General features: G+C 44.9%; 18 protein-coding genes. 13 read left to right on the forward strand and 5 right to left on the reverse strand.

Annotated elements, in window-relative coordinates; all coding sequences use genetic code 11:
* The first annotated feature begins 91 nt into the window (after positions 1-91).
* Positions 92-847 (forward strand): tetratricopeptide repeat protein, encoded by a 756-nt coding sequence (locus tag KW844_RS04495; protein WP_218375513.1) that lies wholly within the window; start codon positions 92-94, stop codon positions 845-847.
* A 56-nt stretch (positions 848-903) separates the two neighbouring features.
* Here KW844_RS04495 and KW844_RS04500 read toward each other — a convergent pair whose 3' ends face one another.
* On the reverse strand, positions 904-2,235 hold the full coding sequence (locus KW844_RS04500) for an MATE family efflux transporter (RefSeq protein WP_255578212.1): 1,332 nt from the start codon (positions 2,233-2,235) through the stop codon (positions 904-906).
* A gap of 96 nt (positions 2,236-2,331) precedes the next feature.
* Here KW844_RS04500 and KW844_RS04505 point away from each other — a divergent pair, with 96 nt between their 5' ends.
* From KW844_RS04505 to KW844_RS04525, 5 genes are read left to right on the forward strand one after another with little or no spacing between them, the layout of a single operon-like run.
* Positions 2,332-3,207, forward strand: coding sequence for a DUF3822 family protein (locus KW844_RS04505; protein WP_218375515.1), 876 nt, complete (start codon positions 2,332-2,334; stop codon positions 3,205-3,207).
* On the forward strand, positions 3,198-3,752 hold the full coding sequence (locus KW844_RS04510) for an RsmD family RNA methyltransferase (protein ID WP_218375516.1): 555 nt from the start codon (positions 3,198-3,200) through the stop codon (positions 3,750-3,752). The genes KW844_RS04505 and KW844_RS04510 overlap by 10 nt, the downstream gene beginning before the upstream one ends.
* Before the next feature lie 30 nt (positions 3,753-3,782).
* Positions 3,783-4,259 (forward strand): pantetheine-phosphate adenylyltransferase, encoded by a 477-nt coding sequence (gene coaD / locus KW844_RS04515; RefSeq protein WP_218375517.1) that lies wholly within the window; start codon positions 3,783-3,785, stop codon positions 4,257-4,259.
* An 11-nt stretch (positions 4,260-4,270) separates the two neighbouring features.
* Positions 4,271-4,702, forward strand: coding sequence for a hotdog fold thioesterase (locus tag KW844_RS04520; protein WP_218375518.1), 432 nt, complete (start codon positions 4,271-4,273; stop codon positions 4,700-4,702).
* 24 nt (positions 4,703-4,726) lie between these two features.
* Entirely contained in the window at positions 4,727-6,034 is a 1,308-nt protein-coding gene (locus KW844_RS04525; RefSeq protein ID WP_218375519.1) for a hypothetical protein, read from the forward strand.
* A 3-nt stretch (positions 6,035-6,037) separates the two neighbouring features.
* On the opposite strand, the gene KW844_RS04530 is transcribed toward KW844_RS04525, so the two are convergent.
* Complete coding sequence (locus KW844_RS04530) at positions 6,038-6,688, reverse strand: NUDIX hydrolase (protein ID WP_218375520.1); 651 nt, start codon at positions 6,686-6,688, stop codon at positions 6,038-6,040.
* Positions 6,689-6,764: 76 nt separating this feature from the next.
* Here KW844_RS04530 and pyrE point away from each other — a divergent pair, with 76 nt between their 5' ends.
* Both pyrE and KW844_RS04540 read left to right on the forward strand, forming a co-directional pair.
* The gene (pyrE, locus tag KW844_RS04535) at positions 6,765-7,400 is read left to right on the forward strand and encodes an orotate phosphoribosyltransferase (protein ID WP_218375521.1); all 636 of its coding nucleotides are present in this window, start codon (positions 6,765-6,767) and stop codon (positions 7,398-7,400) included.
* Positions 7,401-7,541: 141 nt separating this feature from the next.
* The gene (locus tag KW844_RS04540) at positions 7,542-7,916 is read left to right on the forward strand and encodes a heavy-metal-associated domain-containing protein (RefSeq protein WP_218375522.1); all 375 of its coding nucleotides are present in this window, start codon (positions 7,542-7,544) and stop codon (positions 7,914-7,916) included.
* A 67-nt stretch (positions 7,917-7,983) separates the two neighbouring features.
* On the opposite strand, the gene KW844_RS04545 is transcribed toward KW844_RS04540, so the two are convergent.
* Entirely contained in the window at positions 7,984-8,439 is a 456-nt protein-coding gene (locus tag KW844_RS04545; RefSeq protein ID WP_218375523.1) for an LEA type 2 family protein, read from the reverse strand.
* Positions 8,440-8,845: 406 nt separating this feature from the next.
* On the opposite strand from KW844_RS04545, the gene KW844_RS04550 reads away from it, so the two are divergent.
* Both KW844_RS04550 and KW844_RS04555 read left to right on the forward strand, forming a co-directional pair.
* Positions 8,846-9,475: a WbqC family protein gene (locus KW844_RS04550; RefSeq protein ID WP_218375524.1), complete on the forward strand. Its 630-nt coding sequence runs from the start codon at positions 8,846-8,848 to the stop codon at positions 9,473-9,475.
* Positions 9,476-9,720: 245 nt separating this feature from the next.
* Entirely contained in the window at positions 9,721-11,121 is a 1,401-nt protein-coding gene (locus tag KW844_RS04555) for an arginine decarboxylase (RefSeq protein ID WP_218375525.1), read from the forward strand.
* Positions 11,122-11,506: 385 nt separating this feature from the next.
* Here KW844_RS04555 and KW844_RS04560 read toward each other — a convergent pair whose 3' ends face one another.
* Both KW844_RS04560 and KW844_RS04565 read right to left on the reverse strand, forming a co-directional pair.
* Positions 11,507-12,370, reverse strand: coding sequence for a hypothetical protein (locus tag KW844_RS04560; protein ID WP_218375526.1), 864 nt, complete (start codon positions 12,368-12,370; stop codon positions 11,507-11,509).
* A gap of 191 nt (positions 12,371-12,561) precedes the next feature.
* The gene (locus tag KW844_RS04565; RefSeq protein ID WP_218375527.1) at positions 12,562-13,002 is read right to left on the reverse strand and encodes an Hsp20/alpha crystallin family protein; all 441 of its coding nucleotides are present in this window, start codon (positions 13,000-13,002) and stop codon (positions 12,562-12,564) included.
* Between the two features lie 241 nt (positions 13,003-13,243).
* Between KW844_RS04565 and KW844_RS04570 the strand changes: the two genes are divergently transcribed.
* The 3 genes from KW844_RS04570 (at position 13,244) to KW844_RS04580 (ending at position 15,529) form a co-directional block, all read left to right on the forward strand.
* The gene (locus tag KW844_RS04570) at positions 13,244-13,657 is read left to right on the forward strand and encodes a BrxA/BrxB family bacilliredoxin (RefSeq protein WP_218375528.1); all 414 of its coding nucleotides are present in this window, start codon (positions 13,244-13,246) and stop codon (positions 13,655-13,657) included.
* Positions 13,658-13,780: 123 nt separating this feature from the next.
* Entirely contained in the window at positions 13,781-15,082 is a 1,302-nt protein-coding gene (locus KW844_RS04575) for a prolipoprotein diacylglyceryl transferase (protein WP_218375529.1), read from the forward strand.
* A 21-nt stretch (positions 15,083-15,103) separates the two neighbouring features.
* Complete coding sequence (locus KW844_RS04580; RefSeq protein WP_218375530.1) at positions 15,104-15,529, forward strand: hemerythrin domain-containing protein; 426 nt, start codon at positions 15,104-15,106, stop codon at positions 15,527-15,529.
* Positions 15,530-15,674 lie beyond the last annotated feature (145 nt).

Consider the following 15,674-nt stretch of genomic DNA (forward strand, 5'->3'; position numbering starts at 1 on the left):
TTAACGCAACCTTGCCGTTTTAAATTTGTAATTTTAGTATATTTATATCTATAAGCTAATCAATATTTATACTTAAACTAAAACCTGTCCTATGGTGAAAAAGATCATAACGGCATCCATGTTCCTCCTCGGCGCCCTCATCTCCCAAGCCCAATCAGTAGATGAAATGGTAGCTCAGGCCAAGCAACTGGAAGTACAAATGAAAGAGCAGGAAGCTTTTGATAAGGATAAGGAAATTCTTAAAATACAACCTACCCAGCTGGATGCACTCATACAGGCCAGTGAAATGGCCTCCCGCATCGGCAACCGCCAGAAAGATAAAGAAGCTAAAACCAATTACTTCAACCAGGCAAAGGACTACGCCAATGCTGCACTGAAAGTAAATCCCAACAGCGCCATGGCCAATTATGCCATGTCGGTGGCCATGGGCCGCATGGCCCTCATCTCCGGCGCAAAAGATAAAGTAGCCGCCTCCAAAGACGTGAAAAAATACGCCGACCTGGCCATTAAACTGGACCCTAAATTTGGTCCGGCCTACCACGTACTGGGAAAATGGAATTATGAGGTAGCCACACTCAACGTATTTGAACGCAGCGCCGCTAAAATGCTATTCGGCGGTATCCCCGAAGGGACCCTCACCACCGCCATCGCTAATTATGAGAAATGCCGCCAGCTGGACCCCGGCTTTATTCTCAACTATTACGAACTGGCCCGCGCCTATAAAGAAAATGACCAGGAAGATAAAGCAGTAGAAGTGCTAAAGAAAGCACTCACACTTAGAAATATTACTTATGATGATCCCAGCATAAAAGCTGATGTGAAGAAGATGTTAGATGATCTGCAGTAACTTGTTTTTGCCGGCCTCCCTTTGCCTTTGGCAACAGGATGCCGGCAAATATTAAATTAAATTTCTTTCCCTTTCCACCTGCCACTCCGCAAATACCACGCACTAATCCCGAAAATGATCGTCCAGTAAAAGAAGTCCGCTCCCCAGGCCCAGTGCAACGGGCTCCGCATCCGCTCTATCACGATATAACAATAAATCAGGTATCCTACCACCGCCACTATTTCCGTAATCAGGTTCATACGCGTGTTCCCCGTGCCGGTTACGCCACTCAACGCCACCGCCGATACCGCCATGAGAATAGTGCTGAGCGTAATTACCCGGATACTCGGCAGTGAATCACTGATAAGACTGGCATCTGCCGTATAAATATGTAATAACGTATAAGGGAACACGTTAACGAGTATGCAGACCACCACCGAACAGGTCGCCGAATAAAGGATGATCCGCTTAATAGCCTGTAGTACCTGATCCTGCCTGCCCTGCCCGATCAGGTTACTCACCATCGTATTGCAGGTTGCCGCCAGCGCCCAGGTAAATATCCCGAAGAACCCGAAAATACTGCGTAACATATTGGAAATTGCCAGCGGTCTTTCACCCATATGCTCAATGAAAATAAAGAACACAAACCAACCACCAATGCTGAAAAGGAATTGCACAATGATGGGAGCAGAAACGTTCAGGATGTTCTGCATCACGCCCCAGGCGGGCTTCAGGTAGCTAAATAAACTGTATCTGCGATGAAACCTGCGGATAAACAGGATGCTGAAAGCCACCACAAAACCGGTGCTTTCCGCTATGATACTGGCCACCGCAGCGCCATTGAGCCCCATGGCCGGCATATTCAGCTTACCGAAAATCAGCCCGTAATCGAAATAAATATTCACCACCTCCTGGCAAAGGGAAGTAATAGCCAGTACCCGCGAATGTCCGCTGCCAATATAAAAGGCATTGGCCATACTCAGCAACATCAGCATCGGCAGGCCCCAGATACGGATACGGATAAACGAAACCGCCGCTTCGTAAATCGCCTTGTTATGTAAGGTGTGTGAAAAGAAATAGGGTGCAAATAATAAAGTGATTCCAATCGCCAACAGAGAGCAGAAAAGCCCCAACATCAAACCATTGGAAAACAGCTGGCCTATCCCCGCATAATGTTGCTGGCCGGCACGCCGGGCTATCAGCACCTGCATCCCGTTGTTAAGCCCATAGGCAATCATGTACATGACCAGGTAATATATACCCGCAATGCCATTGGCCGCCAGCTCAAATTCCCCCAGCCGGCCCAGAAACGCAGTATTCGTCATGTGATTAACCTGCGGTATGATCAGTGCCAGACATATAGGGGCTGCAATCTTTATAATATCTCTGTTCGAAACTTCCAGTTGCATGGTACGGGTTCGGGTCTTGATGCAGGCAAAGATATACTTCCTGCAAGGCAATTAAAGTAAAAAGTTTATTATTGTAATTCATTTGAACTCTATAATATGCCTGTGGCCTATAACATCCATCCTGCATTTACAGTAGACGATGAAACGCTGCTGGAAACCGATCTTACCGCCTGTCACCTGCTGGTGCTGGTAAGCAGCGGTACCTTCAGCTATGTGGTGTATGAGCCTGTTGCAAAGAAATTCCTGGCATTGAAATCCTATCATTTTCAACCCCAGAAATTAGCACTGGCGGACCTGGAAATGATCGAAGAAGTATTTGAGGTAGATAAACTGTTGTTCACCGCTTTCCGTTCCGTATTGCTGGCCTTTGACACCGGCACCGGTGTACTGGTGCCACAGCAGCATTTTAACGCCGGCCTGAAAAAAGAGTACCTGCACCTGGTACAGCCGGAAAAAATGCAGGAAGCTGTGTTGTCGGACCTGATATATGGACAGCCATTCGTGAATGTTTACAGCCTGGATAAAGACCTGGTAGGTTTCCTCAGAAAGGAGTTTTCCTCCGACCTGGTGATCCATGCCAGCTCCGCACTGCTGCTGGCATATCCGATGGACCTCGATTTCGGCCATGAGAAAGGAGTGACCTTTGTAGAAGTACAGCGTAACGCCATCACCATCACCATTTATAAAGCCGGTAAGCTGCTGATACATCAATCGGCAGAATACCAGAGCGGACTGGATGTGGTGTACACCGTCGTAAATACCCTTCGACTGCTGGGACTGGATGAAAAAGAGATAAAAGTGAAGTTGTCCGGAGCCCTGGTGAAAGACAATGCCGTATACCAGGAAATGTATAAATTCATACCTAACCTGGAATGGGCACAACGACTACCGGGTTATTCCTATATCAGCAAGATGCAGGAAATACCGGGATATTATTTTCATAATTTGTATGCGTTAGCATTATGCGTATAATCGGAGGAGCGAGTGGGGGCAGGAGATTTCAGCCACCGGCAAAGATGCCTAATACCAGGCCTACTACAGATATTGCCAAAGGCGGCTTATTTAATATCATCGAAAATAACCTGGATATATCAACGTTAAAAACCCTCGACCTGTTTGGCGGCACCGGCAGTATCAGCTACGAGCTGGCCAGCAGGGGAGCTACTGATATGACGGTTGTGGAAAAAGATCCGTCTATGGCGGAATACATCAGTAAAACAGCCCGTGGACTGGACATTACCACCCTGAAAGTGGTGAAAATGGATGTGTTTAAATACCTGCAGCAGTGCACGGAGCAGTTCGACTTTATCTTCGCTGATCCGCCATACGCTATGGACACGCTGGATCAGCTGCCCCTTGTGGTGTTCGAAAAACAGCTGCTGAAACCAGAAGGCTGGCTGGTGATTGAGCATACCAATCATAATAACTTCAGTAAATATTCTTACTTCCGCACAGACAGGAATTACGGCGCCACCATCTTTTCGGTGTTTATCAACCGGGAAGAGCTGAAACGCTAGTACCTGCGGACCTTTACAAATAGAACCCATATGAAGATTTGTCTTTTCCCCGGCACATTTGATCCCATCACTTACGGTCACACCGATGTGATCGACCGTGCGCTGGACCTTTTCGATAAGCTGGTGATAGGCATTGGCTACAACAGCAATAAGCAGCCTATGTTTCCGCTGGAAGAAAGAATGCAGTGGATCAGGGAGCATTATAAAAATGATTCCAGGGTGGAAGTAGCTTCTTACCAGGGGCTTACCATTGATTTTTGCAGAGAGATAAAAGCCCGGTTTATTCTTCGTGGCATACGTGGTGTGGGGGATTTCGAGTATGAAAAGGCCATTGCAGATGTGAACCGGACGATAGAACCGACCGTAGAAACGTTTTTCCTTACCTGTTCGCCCTTATATGCCAGCATCGCCTCTACACTGGTGCGGGATATTTACAGACATGGTGGCGAAGTGAACGCTTTTGTGCCCCCGGCTGTATTAGAAGGTATGAATCGTTTGAAAAAATAAATTGATTGTATATGAAAGCGATCTGGCATTCCCTGAATGTATCCCTGGATCAGTTAAATGAAATGGGCGCCAGTACCATGGCAGCCTGCCTGGGCATGGAGTTTACTGAAATTGGTCCCGATTACCTGAAGATGATGATGCCGGTGGATCAGCGCACCGTGCAACCGTACGGGTTACTACATGGCGGTGCTTCGGCGGCCCTCGCCGAAACCATTGGCAGTGTGGGTTCAGGCCTGATCATTGACCCGGCTAAGTCTATTTGTGTGGGCATGGAGATCAATGCCAACCATATCCGTGGCGTGAAAAGCGGGTACGTGCATGCGTTTGCAAAGCCTTTGCATATGGGAGCTACCAGCCATGTGTGGGATATCCGTATTACAGACGATGAACACCGCCTTATATGTGTGAGCCGCCTTACAGTGGCTATCCTGGACAAACGTTAACATTATTACCAATACTGTACTGCTTTGCGTTATCTTATCCCTATACTGATCTGGCTAATGCCGGCGGCCCCGCTGATGGCCCAACACACCGCACTGGTAAGTGCTACTGACATCCCCCTGTTCTGGAAAGCTTATGATGCCATTTCAAATACGACTGACAGCGCCAGAAAGCTGGAACTGATTCAAACCCTGTATTTTGACAAGGCGGGTGAAGGCTTTAAGGCGCTGCGACAAGTAAGGGAATACACAGCAGCAGATTACGTTAACGCAATTAAGGACTATCCAAAGTTCTGGGCGTCTGTAAGGCCAAACATGCAACGGGTAACTACTTATGCTGCTGATATCAATAAGGGTATTGCTGCACTGCGCAAGCTATACCCCTCCATGAGGCCGGCTCATATCTATTTCACGGTAGGGGCCATGCGCTCCAACGGAACTACCCTTGAAAACAAGGTGCTGATCGGCAGTGAATTGTCGCTCGCAGACGATAAGACCGCTACGGATGAATTTCCTGCACAATTTCAACACCTCAAAGCCTATTTCAGCCAAAATCCGGTGCAGCAGCTGGTGTTCCTCAATGTGCACGAATACGTACATACGCAGCAGGTAACCACTATAGGGAATTATTTATTGTCGCAGTGCGTGCTGGAAGGAGTGGCGGAATTTGTAGCAGAAAAGGCTTTGGGTGTGGCTTCGCCCAATCCGCCGATTGCCTATGGCAAAGCGAACGACAGCGCGTTGAAGGCAGTATTTGTGAAATCCATGTTTTCCCCGCATAGCAGCTACTGGCTGTATAGTAATCGTGCTAATCCATTTGGTATGCGCGATCTCGGCTATTACATGGGATATGCCATTTGTGAAAGTTATTACAATCGTGCTGCCAATAAACAAGCTGCCATACGTGAGTTGATCACCCTGCCGTATAATAATGAGCCGGCACTGTTCCGGATGATCGACAGCGCGCAGTATTTTGATCAACCGGTATCGGTTTATAAACAGGCTTACCTGGCTGCAAGACCGGTGGTAAAGGAAATTAGTGGCCTGGATCAATCTACAGGCGTAGTGGCTCCGGGGAAACATATCGTAACCATCCGGTTCTCTGCAGGTATGGACAAGCGTTTTAGCAATTTTACCGAAGGACCGGACGTACAGGCGGCAGTATTGCAGGTAAAAAAAGTTATTGGTTTTGATGAAACCGGAACAGCATTTTCCTTTGAAACGGAGCTGCTGCCCGGTAAGGAATACCAGCTGATGGTAGGGCAAGGCTTTCGCACAGGTGATAACCTGGCACTTGCACCATATCTGATCAGCATCCGGGCAGCAGGCAAGTAATGTTTAAAGGATAAAACCTGGTGCTCCCTTCGTCAGCATATTAGTTGCTTTGAAGACCTCCCTGATATTTTCATAGGAGAACTGCAGGTATTTGCCAACATTATGCGGTTTCACCCATTGGATATCCATAATATCTTCTTCAATCTGTGGTACGGTAAGCTCAGTGCCGGTAAATTCCATGCGGTACCAGTAGGTATGCTTTAGTACCTTTTTATTTTTCATGGGGTAATAATGGAATGTTTCCGTGATTTTCCCTGTGAGTTTGATATTGTGCAGGCCGGTTTCCTCGGCTACCTCGCGCAGGGCGCAGGTTTCGAGATCCTCGCCCGGGTCCTGTTTACCTTTTGGCAGGTCCCATTTGCCGCGGCGGAACATCATCAGCACTTCCTGCTCTTCGTTGGTTACCAGGCCACCTGCTGCCACCAGCACGGTGAAGTGCAGGGAAACTTTTTTCAGCAATTGCTTTACGTCTTCCCTGATAAAAACAGCTGACTGGCGTTCTCCTTCTTCCAGTTCCAGCAAAACCTGATCTATCGTTTCGGTGTTAGGATCTTCGTATACAACGGCATCTTCGAAGCCGGCAGGAATGGATGCGCGGTCCGCACTAAGCAGGAGCGGGCGTTCGTTCAGATATATATTGATGTTTGTGGTCATGAATGCAAAAGTAATACGGATGAATTATTTCGTGGACATTCTAATTAGAAATTAAATCAATAATTTTGGCGCTTGTATGACTAAAATAAGCGAAAAACAAGTTGCAGAAAAACTGCTGCAGGTGCAGGCAGTAAAGTTGAGTCCGGCGCAGCCTTTTACCTGGGCCTCCGGCTGGAAATCTCCGATCTACTGTGATAACCGGAAGATCTTGTCTTATCCATACGTGCGCGACTATATTAAATCCGAGTTGTGCAATGTGGTATTTGAAACATTTCCGGATGCAGCCGTAATTGCGGGTGTGGCTACTGCGGGTATCCCGCATGGTGCACTGGTGGCTGATCAGCTGAAACTGCCATTCATTTATGTGCGTTCCAAGCCGAAAGAGCATGGCATGGGCAACCAGATTGAAGGTGTGCTGCAGCCAGGCCAGCAGGTGGTGGTAGTAGAGGACCTGATTTCTACCGGCAAAAGCAGCCTGGAAGCTGTACAAGCTATCCGCGCTGCCGGCGGGGAAGTGGTAGGTATGGTATCTATCTTCAACTATGGTTTTGATGTGGCGGTGAAAGCTTTCGAGGCCGCCGGGGTGCCATTTCATTCTCTGAGCAATTACAATGCGATGATTGCGCTTGCAGAGGAAAAGGGTATTGTGAATGCAGATGAAATCGCTACACTGCAGTCATGGAGAACTTCTCCGGATACCTGGGGTAAATAGTCAGGCAATTTTTATGGAAATGCAGCGCAATGCATGAACTTTCCGATGGTAAAAACCCTTCGGTTTGGCGTCTGAATTTAACAAATGGGCATCCAGATGTATAATGGAAAATCAGTATATTGGATCTGTAAATTGAAAACTATGCGTACCTTAAAATTAGTACTGGTGCTGATGCTGACCACTTTTGGTATTGCATCTGCCCAGCAGAAGCAGAAATCACTGGCTACCGTTAAAATCTCTACGCCAACTGTACAGTGCGAGTCCTGCAAAAACCGTATTGAAAAATACCTGTCAAGAGAAGAGGGCGTAGAAACCTCCAAAGTGGATTTCAAAAAACACGTAACGACAGTTAAATACTGGACAGATCGTACCAACGTTGAAAACATCAAAACTGCCATTGCTAATTGTGGTTATGATGCCGACAATGTTACTGCCAACAACGAATCTTACCAGCGCCTGCCGCTTTGCTGCAAGAAGCCGGAAGATGGTGGTGGAATGCCTGATAAAAAACATTAATTAAATATAAAGCCAGTCCCGTGGGACTGGCTTTTTTATGCAAACGATTATCTCAGTAGGGAAAAAATCAGAAGAACTTCAGCGCCTGTTTTGTCTCACACTTAATCGGAAACGGCAGATACACCCCGCCTTTTCCAACTTTGCACTTACCCGTTGCTTTTATAGTTACCTCTTTATTACTGAATGCGCTAAAGGCGTTTTTGAAGACATTACCCATATTTACTTCCAGTTTCACCGGAAAATAGAAAGTATCCCGGGCAGGGATGTTAATGATTGTATCCTGGATGGAATGGCCGACTTCGGTATCATCTATAAAAAGATCGAAATCCGCATCCTTTAACTGAAGGCGATAGTTGTTTGGGTTATAGTATGCCAGCGTCATGTTTACGATGCTTTTGGACATACCGAGCTCACCCAAACTGAATCCGGCTACTCTGACAAACTGTAGATCCTTATTTTTTTCGCAGGAAGAGAAGATGCCCCAGGTAATGAAAATTGCTAATATGAGTCGGATGTATTTCATGCTAATAACGGCTGACTAAAAATTTTATCAAACCTACATTAAAAGAAAAATATCTCAAAAGGGGGTGGGCAATTTAGGAAACAATTAACGCACGGGAAGAAATGGCTATCTCGCTTAAAATTAAAAATTTATATAAAAAACTCCTGTTTTTATAAAAATCCGATATCTTTGAAATACCTCCACAGTTCGCTAAAAATCAATTCGTAAGCGACTAATTTCTTTAGTAAATTTGCATTTTCCCAGGCAAGCTGGACTTTAAGTAAAATACTAACTGCATTAGCATATTTATTTATTTTCTATGAATTGTTAGTCATTTGCTTAAAGTAAATTATTAAGTACAAAACTTTAAGTACCAGGAGGGTACGAAACCATGGCTTCGTACCCTCCGAACCGAAAATTTGACAGTATGTCAGTGAGTGCAAATAATTCAACTTTGTTGATTGAGTCTCAGTATTTTCCATCGATTGATTTTTATAAAACTTCAATTGAGCATGATATATTATTATTGGAAAAATATGAGCACTACCAAAAGGTGAGCTACCGTAACCGTTGTTACCTCGCAGGCCCCAATGGCAAAATGATCCTGAGTGTTCCGCTTACTAAAGGGAAGAATCAGCGGACCGTGATGAAGGATGTCCGCATCAGCAACGAGGAACGGTGGCAGTCGCTTCACTGGAAAACGCTCGTGTCTGCCTACCGACGCTCTCCTTGGTTTGAATACTTTGAGCCGGAACTGGAAGAGCTCTACGAAAGGAAGTTTGATTACCTGCTCGACTGGAACCTGGCCTGCCTGGAATGGGCCAACAACAAACTTGGATTGCAGCAAACAATATTATTTACGGATGGTTATCAGAAAGAGGTGACCGGCGTTACAGATATGAGAGACAAACTGCAGCCTGGTACCGTACAGTTCCCTGGTATTCAATATGCTCAGGTTTTTGAAGACCGCACCGGATTCCTGCCGGGAATGAGTATCCTCGATCTGCTTTTCTGCGAAGGAAAACAGGCCCTGGAAGTACTCCGCGGGACTAAATAAAATATTAATCATTGTTATTTAAAAATCTGATTAGTAATAGTTTGTATATTTGCGGTTTGCACCTATCTGATTTAACAAAAAAATTAGCGGAGCAATCGACAAAATATTTAGCTTTGCAACCAATTTTGCTGGGGTTCGAACTGACGTAGGTGTGTAAACCAGGAGTTTTCCAGCGAGGGGAAAGGAGCATTTATCCTGAAGTTTAAATTTTATTACTCATTCCTAAAATTCATTCTCAGCATTAAATGAATAGCACCTACACAGACCTCGTTAACCAGACTTTTGAATTTCCCCAGGAAGGGTTTGATGTAAAAGAAAACTACCTGGAATTTAATGGTCTGGATATTAAGGCGTTGATCGACAAGTACGGGACACCATTCAAGCTGACTTATCTGCCCAAAATCGGGATGCAGATCAATAAGGCTAAGAAAATGTTCAACGATGCCATTAAGAAGAACAGGTATGATGGCGAGTATTTTTACTGCTATTGTACGAAAAGCTCGCACTTTTCTTTCATTATGGAAGAAACGCTCAAGCATGGCATCCATATTGAAACTTCTTCAGCATACGATATTGATATTATCAATAAGCTGTATGAACGTAAGAAGGTTACAAAAGATACTTATGTTATCTGTAATGGCTTCAAAACCAAGCCTTACACCAGGGCAATTTCTAAATTGATCAACTCCGGATTCAGAAATGTAATCCCTGTGCTGGACAATAAGGATGAACTGGAAGATTACCAGAAAAACGTACGTGCAAAGGATAGTGTAAAAATCGGACTCCGTATAGCTGCAGAGGAAGAACCTACCTTTGACTTCTATACCTCCAGGTTAGGTATTGCTTCCAGAGATATTCTGGAGTTTTATGTGGACAAGCTGAAAGGTAATCCGAAGTTCGAGCTGAAAATGCTCCACTTCTTTATGAATAAAGGTATCAAAGATGATATCTATTACTGGAGCCAGTTTAACAGATCCATCAACCTTTATTGCCAACTGAAGAAAATCTGTCCTGAACTGGATAGTATAAATATAGGTGGCGGTTTCCCTATCAAACACTCCCTTGGGTTTGACTACGACTACAACTACATCGTAAACGAGATTGTAGCCAATATCAAAACCATGTGTAAAAAGAATAAAGTACCAGTACCTAACATCTACACTGAGTTTGGTTCCTTTACCGTAGGGGAGAGTGGTGCAGTTATTTATAGTGTGGTTGGTGAAAAAATGCAGAATGACCGTGAGATCTGGTACATGATCGACAGCTCATTCATTACCACCTTGCCGGATACATGGGGGATTGGTGAAAAATTCCTGATGCTGCCTATTAATAAATGGGACCAGGAATACCAGGAGGTGCACCTTGGTGGCCTCACCTGTGACGGCTACGACTTTTATACATCTGAAGAGCATATAAATGCTGTGTTCCTGCCCAAGCAGGGTGGAAGTACTGAACCACTTTACATTGGTTTCTTCCATACCGGTGCTTATCAGGACCAGTTGAGCGGCTACGGAGGTATCAAGCATTGCCTGATTCCTTCTCCTAAACACGTGATTGTAGGCGCCGACAAAAACGGGCAGTTGAAAGACTGGCTCTACGCAAAAGAACAGTCTGCTCAAAGCATGTTGAAGATTTTGGGTTATTAAAATAATGGGTTAGTAATCCTTTGCAAGAGGGTGTGTCACCAGACACACCTTCTTTTTTTATGCCCTGTCCGGACCCATGATCCCATGGAATACCTGACGATATAGTATGGGCAAAAAAATGGCCTTCATTTGAGATGAAGGCCGATCACGGCATAGGTTAGATTTAGCTAATTTCGTAGTATAAGGACAATAGGAATATTTTCTAACAGTACAAAGGTACTATTAGGGATTATTGTGTGTAAGCCCAAAAAGTTGTAATTTTTTTAATGCGATATTGATATGATACAATCACCCGAATGGGTGGTTAATGCCCGTTGGTATTGGAGGTCTTCCGGAATTTGCTTCCTAAAGCATAGTAAACGAATGGTTTAACCAATCTATTGTGTCACACATCCGTGTAGTTTTCACCGTTATGCTTTTGTTCGCTTGATTCGTCGAGGTAACTGATGGCGATGCCACATTGTTTTTCTATTTCTGTGAAACAGGCTTCCAACAGCTCCAGCTCACCATTTTGGAAGGCGGACCGGCCTGATCTGGAGAATCCTTTTACCAGCATAAATTGTTTGGTGAGATGCTGGTGTATCAGGCTGAGTTGTTGTTTCTGCTGTTGCATCGTGCGTTTCCTTTCCATGCGGATCACATTCTGATAGTACATACCCATGGACCTGATAATGAAAAGCAGGTAAACGGTGATGACGATTGGATTGGAGATGTAAAGGTAGCTGTTGGAGAAACCGGACGATACGTAGAGGGAGATGCCATTCAGTTTGATATAGGCGACCAGTACCAGGTAGGCTACTATAATGGCGGACCAAAGGATGGCGGTAAGCAGGTTGACGGTGATGTAACAGAACAGTATGCTTACAATCCAGATGGTGGCGTATTTCGGCGAAATATCCTGGTTGTTGAAAAACGAAGACAGGATAGGCATGATGAGGGTGGTAAGGGAAGTCAGCGCGCCCACCACCTTTGCGGATATGCCGTTGCGCAGTAGCGCCAGGCATATAAACAGCATGCCCACCAAGAATGGGATCACAATCAGGTTGACCTCATTAGAGGTAACAATAGCCAGCACGGCCACCGGAATCAGGGCCATGGTATAGTAAAAGGCGTAGTCAAAAATCAGTTTGGCTTTTGCGTGTTCGTACAAATCGGCGCTGCGGTTAACAATATTTCCCAGAGCAGCTCTTTCGGCACGTTGGTAAATGCCTTTGATAAATATCCAGGTATTCCTGAAAAAGTTTGCCATTATCCAAGCTTATTAATGGCAAATTATTGTATAAAAAGTAAGGATTGATGAAACGTTCGTGTGAAATTTGTATTAGTGAAGTATTTCTGCATCGCCTATACGAAAAAATGAAAAAAGGCCGCAAAATGCGGCCCTTTTGTTTTTTAAACCCCCATGTTATTAGCAATTCCGTTTGAAATCACTACTAACCCTTATTCAACTACTATAGATTTCGGAGTATCCTGTGCATTTTCCTTTTTAGGAAGCGCAATTTTCAGGACACCATTATCATATTTTGCAACAATTTTAGAAGTATCAATCGCATCGCTGATGGTGAAAGAGCGTTTGAATGACTTGAAGGTATACTCACGGCGTACCTGTTTGTCGGTTTCATTTTTTTCTTCTGCTTTCTTTTCCGCGCTGATGGTTAATGTTTTTGCGTCAGTATTAATTTTGAAATCTTCTTTGCTGAAGCCTGGTGCCACCACATCCAGGGTGAAGCCTTCCTTGGTTTCAGTGATATTTACCGGCGGCTGTGCAGTGAAGAAATCGTTCGTCAGGAAATCATCTTTTGCTACTTTGTTCCAGCCATTATTCAAGATATCGCCAACAAGTCCATTGATAGTTCTAGGTCCAAATGTTACGTGTGTCATAGTCTTAATTATTTTTTGGTGTTAATTTTTTAAATTTTGTTTTACACCCTATGCAGATCAAATCGGATACCATGCCATCAAAACTGCTATTTTGTTAGTAAAAACGTTACAGATTATGACGAGTTGTCAGTTTGATTGTTTGTTGAGTGTCAAAAAGTCCACTTAGCATTCCATTTTTTTATATTTTGGCTTGGTTTATTTAACTTTGGGTATAATTTCAACTAAAAAAAATAATAATTATATGTATCCAGCGGAATTAGTAATGCCTAGAAAGGCCGAGCTGACCGATTATGGTTTTGAGGAATTGCTCACAAAAGGACAGGTAGACGATACACTGAAGAAAGAAGGAACAACACTGGTTGTCATTAATTCTGTTTGCGGTTGTTCCGCAGGTACTGCCCGCCCGGGTGCGTTGCTGGCTGTTGCCCACAGTGAAAAGAAACCAGACAGACTGACTACCAGCTTTGCAGGTTTTGACCTGGAAGGTGTGGCTGCTGTTCGTGAACACCTGTTACCTTATCCTCCGTCCTCACCGGCAATCGCCCTGTTTAAAGATGGTCAGCTGGTTCATTTCATCGAACGTCATATGATCGAAGGTCGCTCTGCTCAAATGATTGCAGCGAACCTCGCAGATGCATTCGAACAATATTGCTAACCTAATCTTAAAGAAATTTGAATTCTTAAATTCAAATTTGCAACGTACTTTGGTGGTTTGATTTTCCTCTTGATAATTCGGCTTTGTTCATAGGAAAACTCAGATCACCAATTTTTTTTGGCTATGTATCCAAATTTATATTACGCTTTTAAGGACCTGTTAGGCCTGGAAATCCCTTTCTTTAAGCTGTTCCAAACTTTTGGTTTTTTTGTTGCTATCGCTTTTCTTGCAGCTGCCTATGTGCTGACGTTAGAGCTTAAACGCCGCGAAAAACTGGGATGGCTGCAGGGAGTACAAGAGAAAGTACTGGTAGGCCAACCCGCTACCAACGCAGAAATTATCGTCAATGCCCTCATCGGTTTTCTCCTCGGTTTCAAAATATTAGGTTTGTTTTTCCAGTGGGACACTGCCATGCAGGACCTGCAATCTTACATGTTTTCCGGTCAGGGAAGTCTGGCTGCCGGATTTATCCTGGCTGCTGTTTTTGCCGGTTATAAAATATATAAGAGACAACAAACCCTCAAAAAAACTACACAAAAGGAAGAGATTGTTACTGTGATGCCACACCAGCGGGTGCCTGACTTCACCGTAATGGCTGCCATCGCAGGATTGATCGGCGCAAAGATTTTCCATAACCTGGAAAACTGGAACGACTTTGTCCAGGACCCTATCGGGGCGCTGTTGTCGTTCAGCGGCCTCACCTTTTATGGTGGCCTGATCGTTGCCGCCATTGTGATCATCAACTATGCCCGCAAGAAAAAAATTACTATCCGTCATCTGATCGACAGTGCTGCGCCGGCCCTGATGCTGGCTTACGGTATCGGTCGTATGGGCTGTCATTTTTCTGGAGATGGTGACTGGGGCGTTTACAACAGCGCCTATTCCACAGATGCTGCCGGAAGAGTGGTAAAAGTGGCGCCGGCACAGTTTTCCGCGGAAGTAGAAAGGAATGCGCAATTCTTCCTGAACCAATACCCCAGCCTGGACCAGATCCCGCATATCCCATTTGAAAAGCCGGCCTCCCTGGGCTTCCTGCCCGACTGGTTTTTCGCTTATGGCTACCCGCATAATGTAATCAGAGAAGGGGTGCAGATTGCCGGTTGTGAAGGTCAGTATTGTAAAGTATTGCCGATCGCCGTATATCCGACACCGTTATATGAGATTATTGCCTGTATTGGGCTGTTCCTCGTTTTGTGGGCTATACGCAAGCGCATCACCACGCCGGGAGTGATATTTGGTATCTACCTGATCATGAATGGTGCGGAACGATTCTTTATTGAAAAGATCCGTGTGAATACCAAGTATAATATTTTTGGTTTCCATCCTACACAGGCGGAAATCATTTCTGCATTGATGGTTATCGGTGGGCTGGTACTGATCTGGTACTGCCGTAAGCATAAAAATACTGCCACCACAGTATCCTGATAGGGGCGATTGAATAGAGATATGCAAAGACATTCCACTTTAATACCGCTCTCGCATGAGCATAAACGCCTGTTGTTCGTATGCCGGTATCTGAAAATAGACGCCGCACCATATGAAGGTTTCCCTTTGGAAACACAGGCAAAGTTTGAATATGTGGTCCGCATTTTCCAGGAAGTGATGGTGCCACATATCCAAAAGGAGGATCACCTTTTTGATAAATGTGCCGGCCACCATCCGTTGGTAGATGCGGCCATTGCAGAACTGCAGCAGGAACACCACATTATTTCCCGCATGTATGCTGCCTTGAACGACAGCACCCGGCTGGAGGAGGATATGGATGCCCTGGCCACCAGCCTGGAAGCACATATCCGCAAAGAGGAAAGGGAATTTTTTGAGCTAATTCAAAAGGAGCTTCCGGCGATTTTAAATAACCTGAAACTGGATTAAGGGGAAGCCCGCTTTGTTCTGTGCGAAGCACGGAACCACTACCATTGGCGCCGAAGGCGCCATTAAAGACGGATGTCTGAGACATCCGTCTTTTTTGTCTCCAAACTTGATAAGAAAAGATACCAGCTTTGTGTTATTGTGTTCT

Origin of the sequence: Chitinophaga sp. sic0106 (assembly GCF_019219075.1) — a bacterium.
Lineage (GTDB): Bacteria > Bacteroidota > Bacteroidia > Chitinophagales > Chitinophagaceae > Chitinophaga.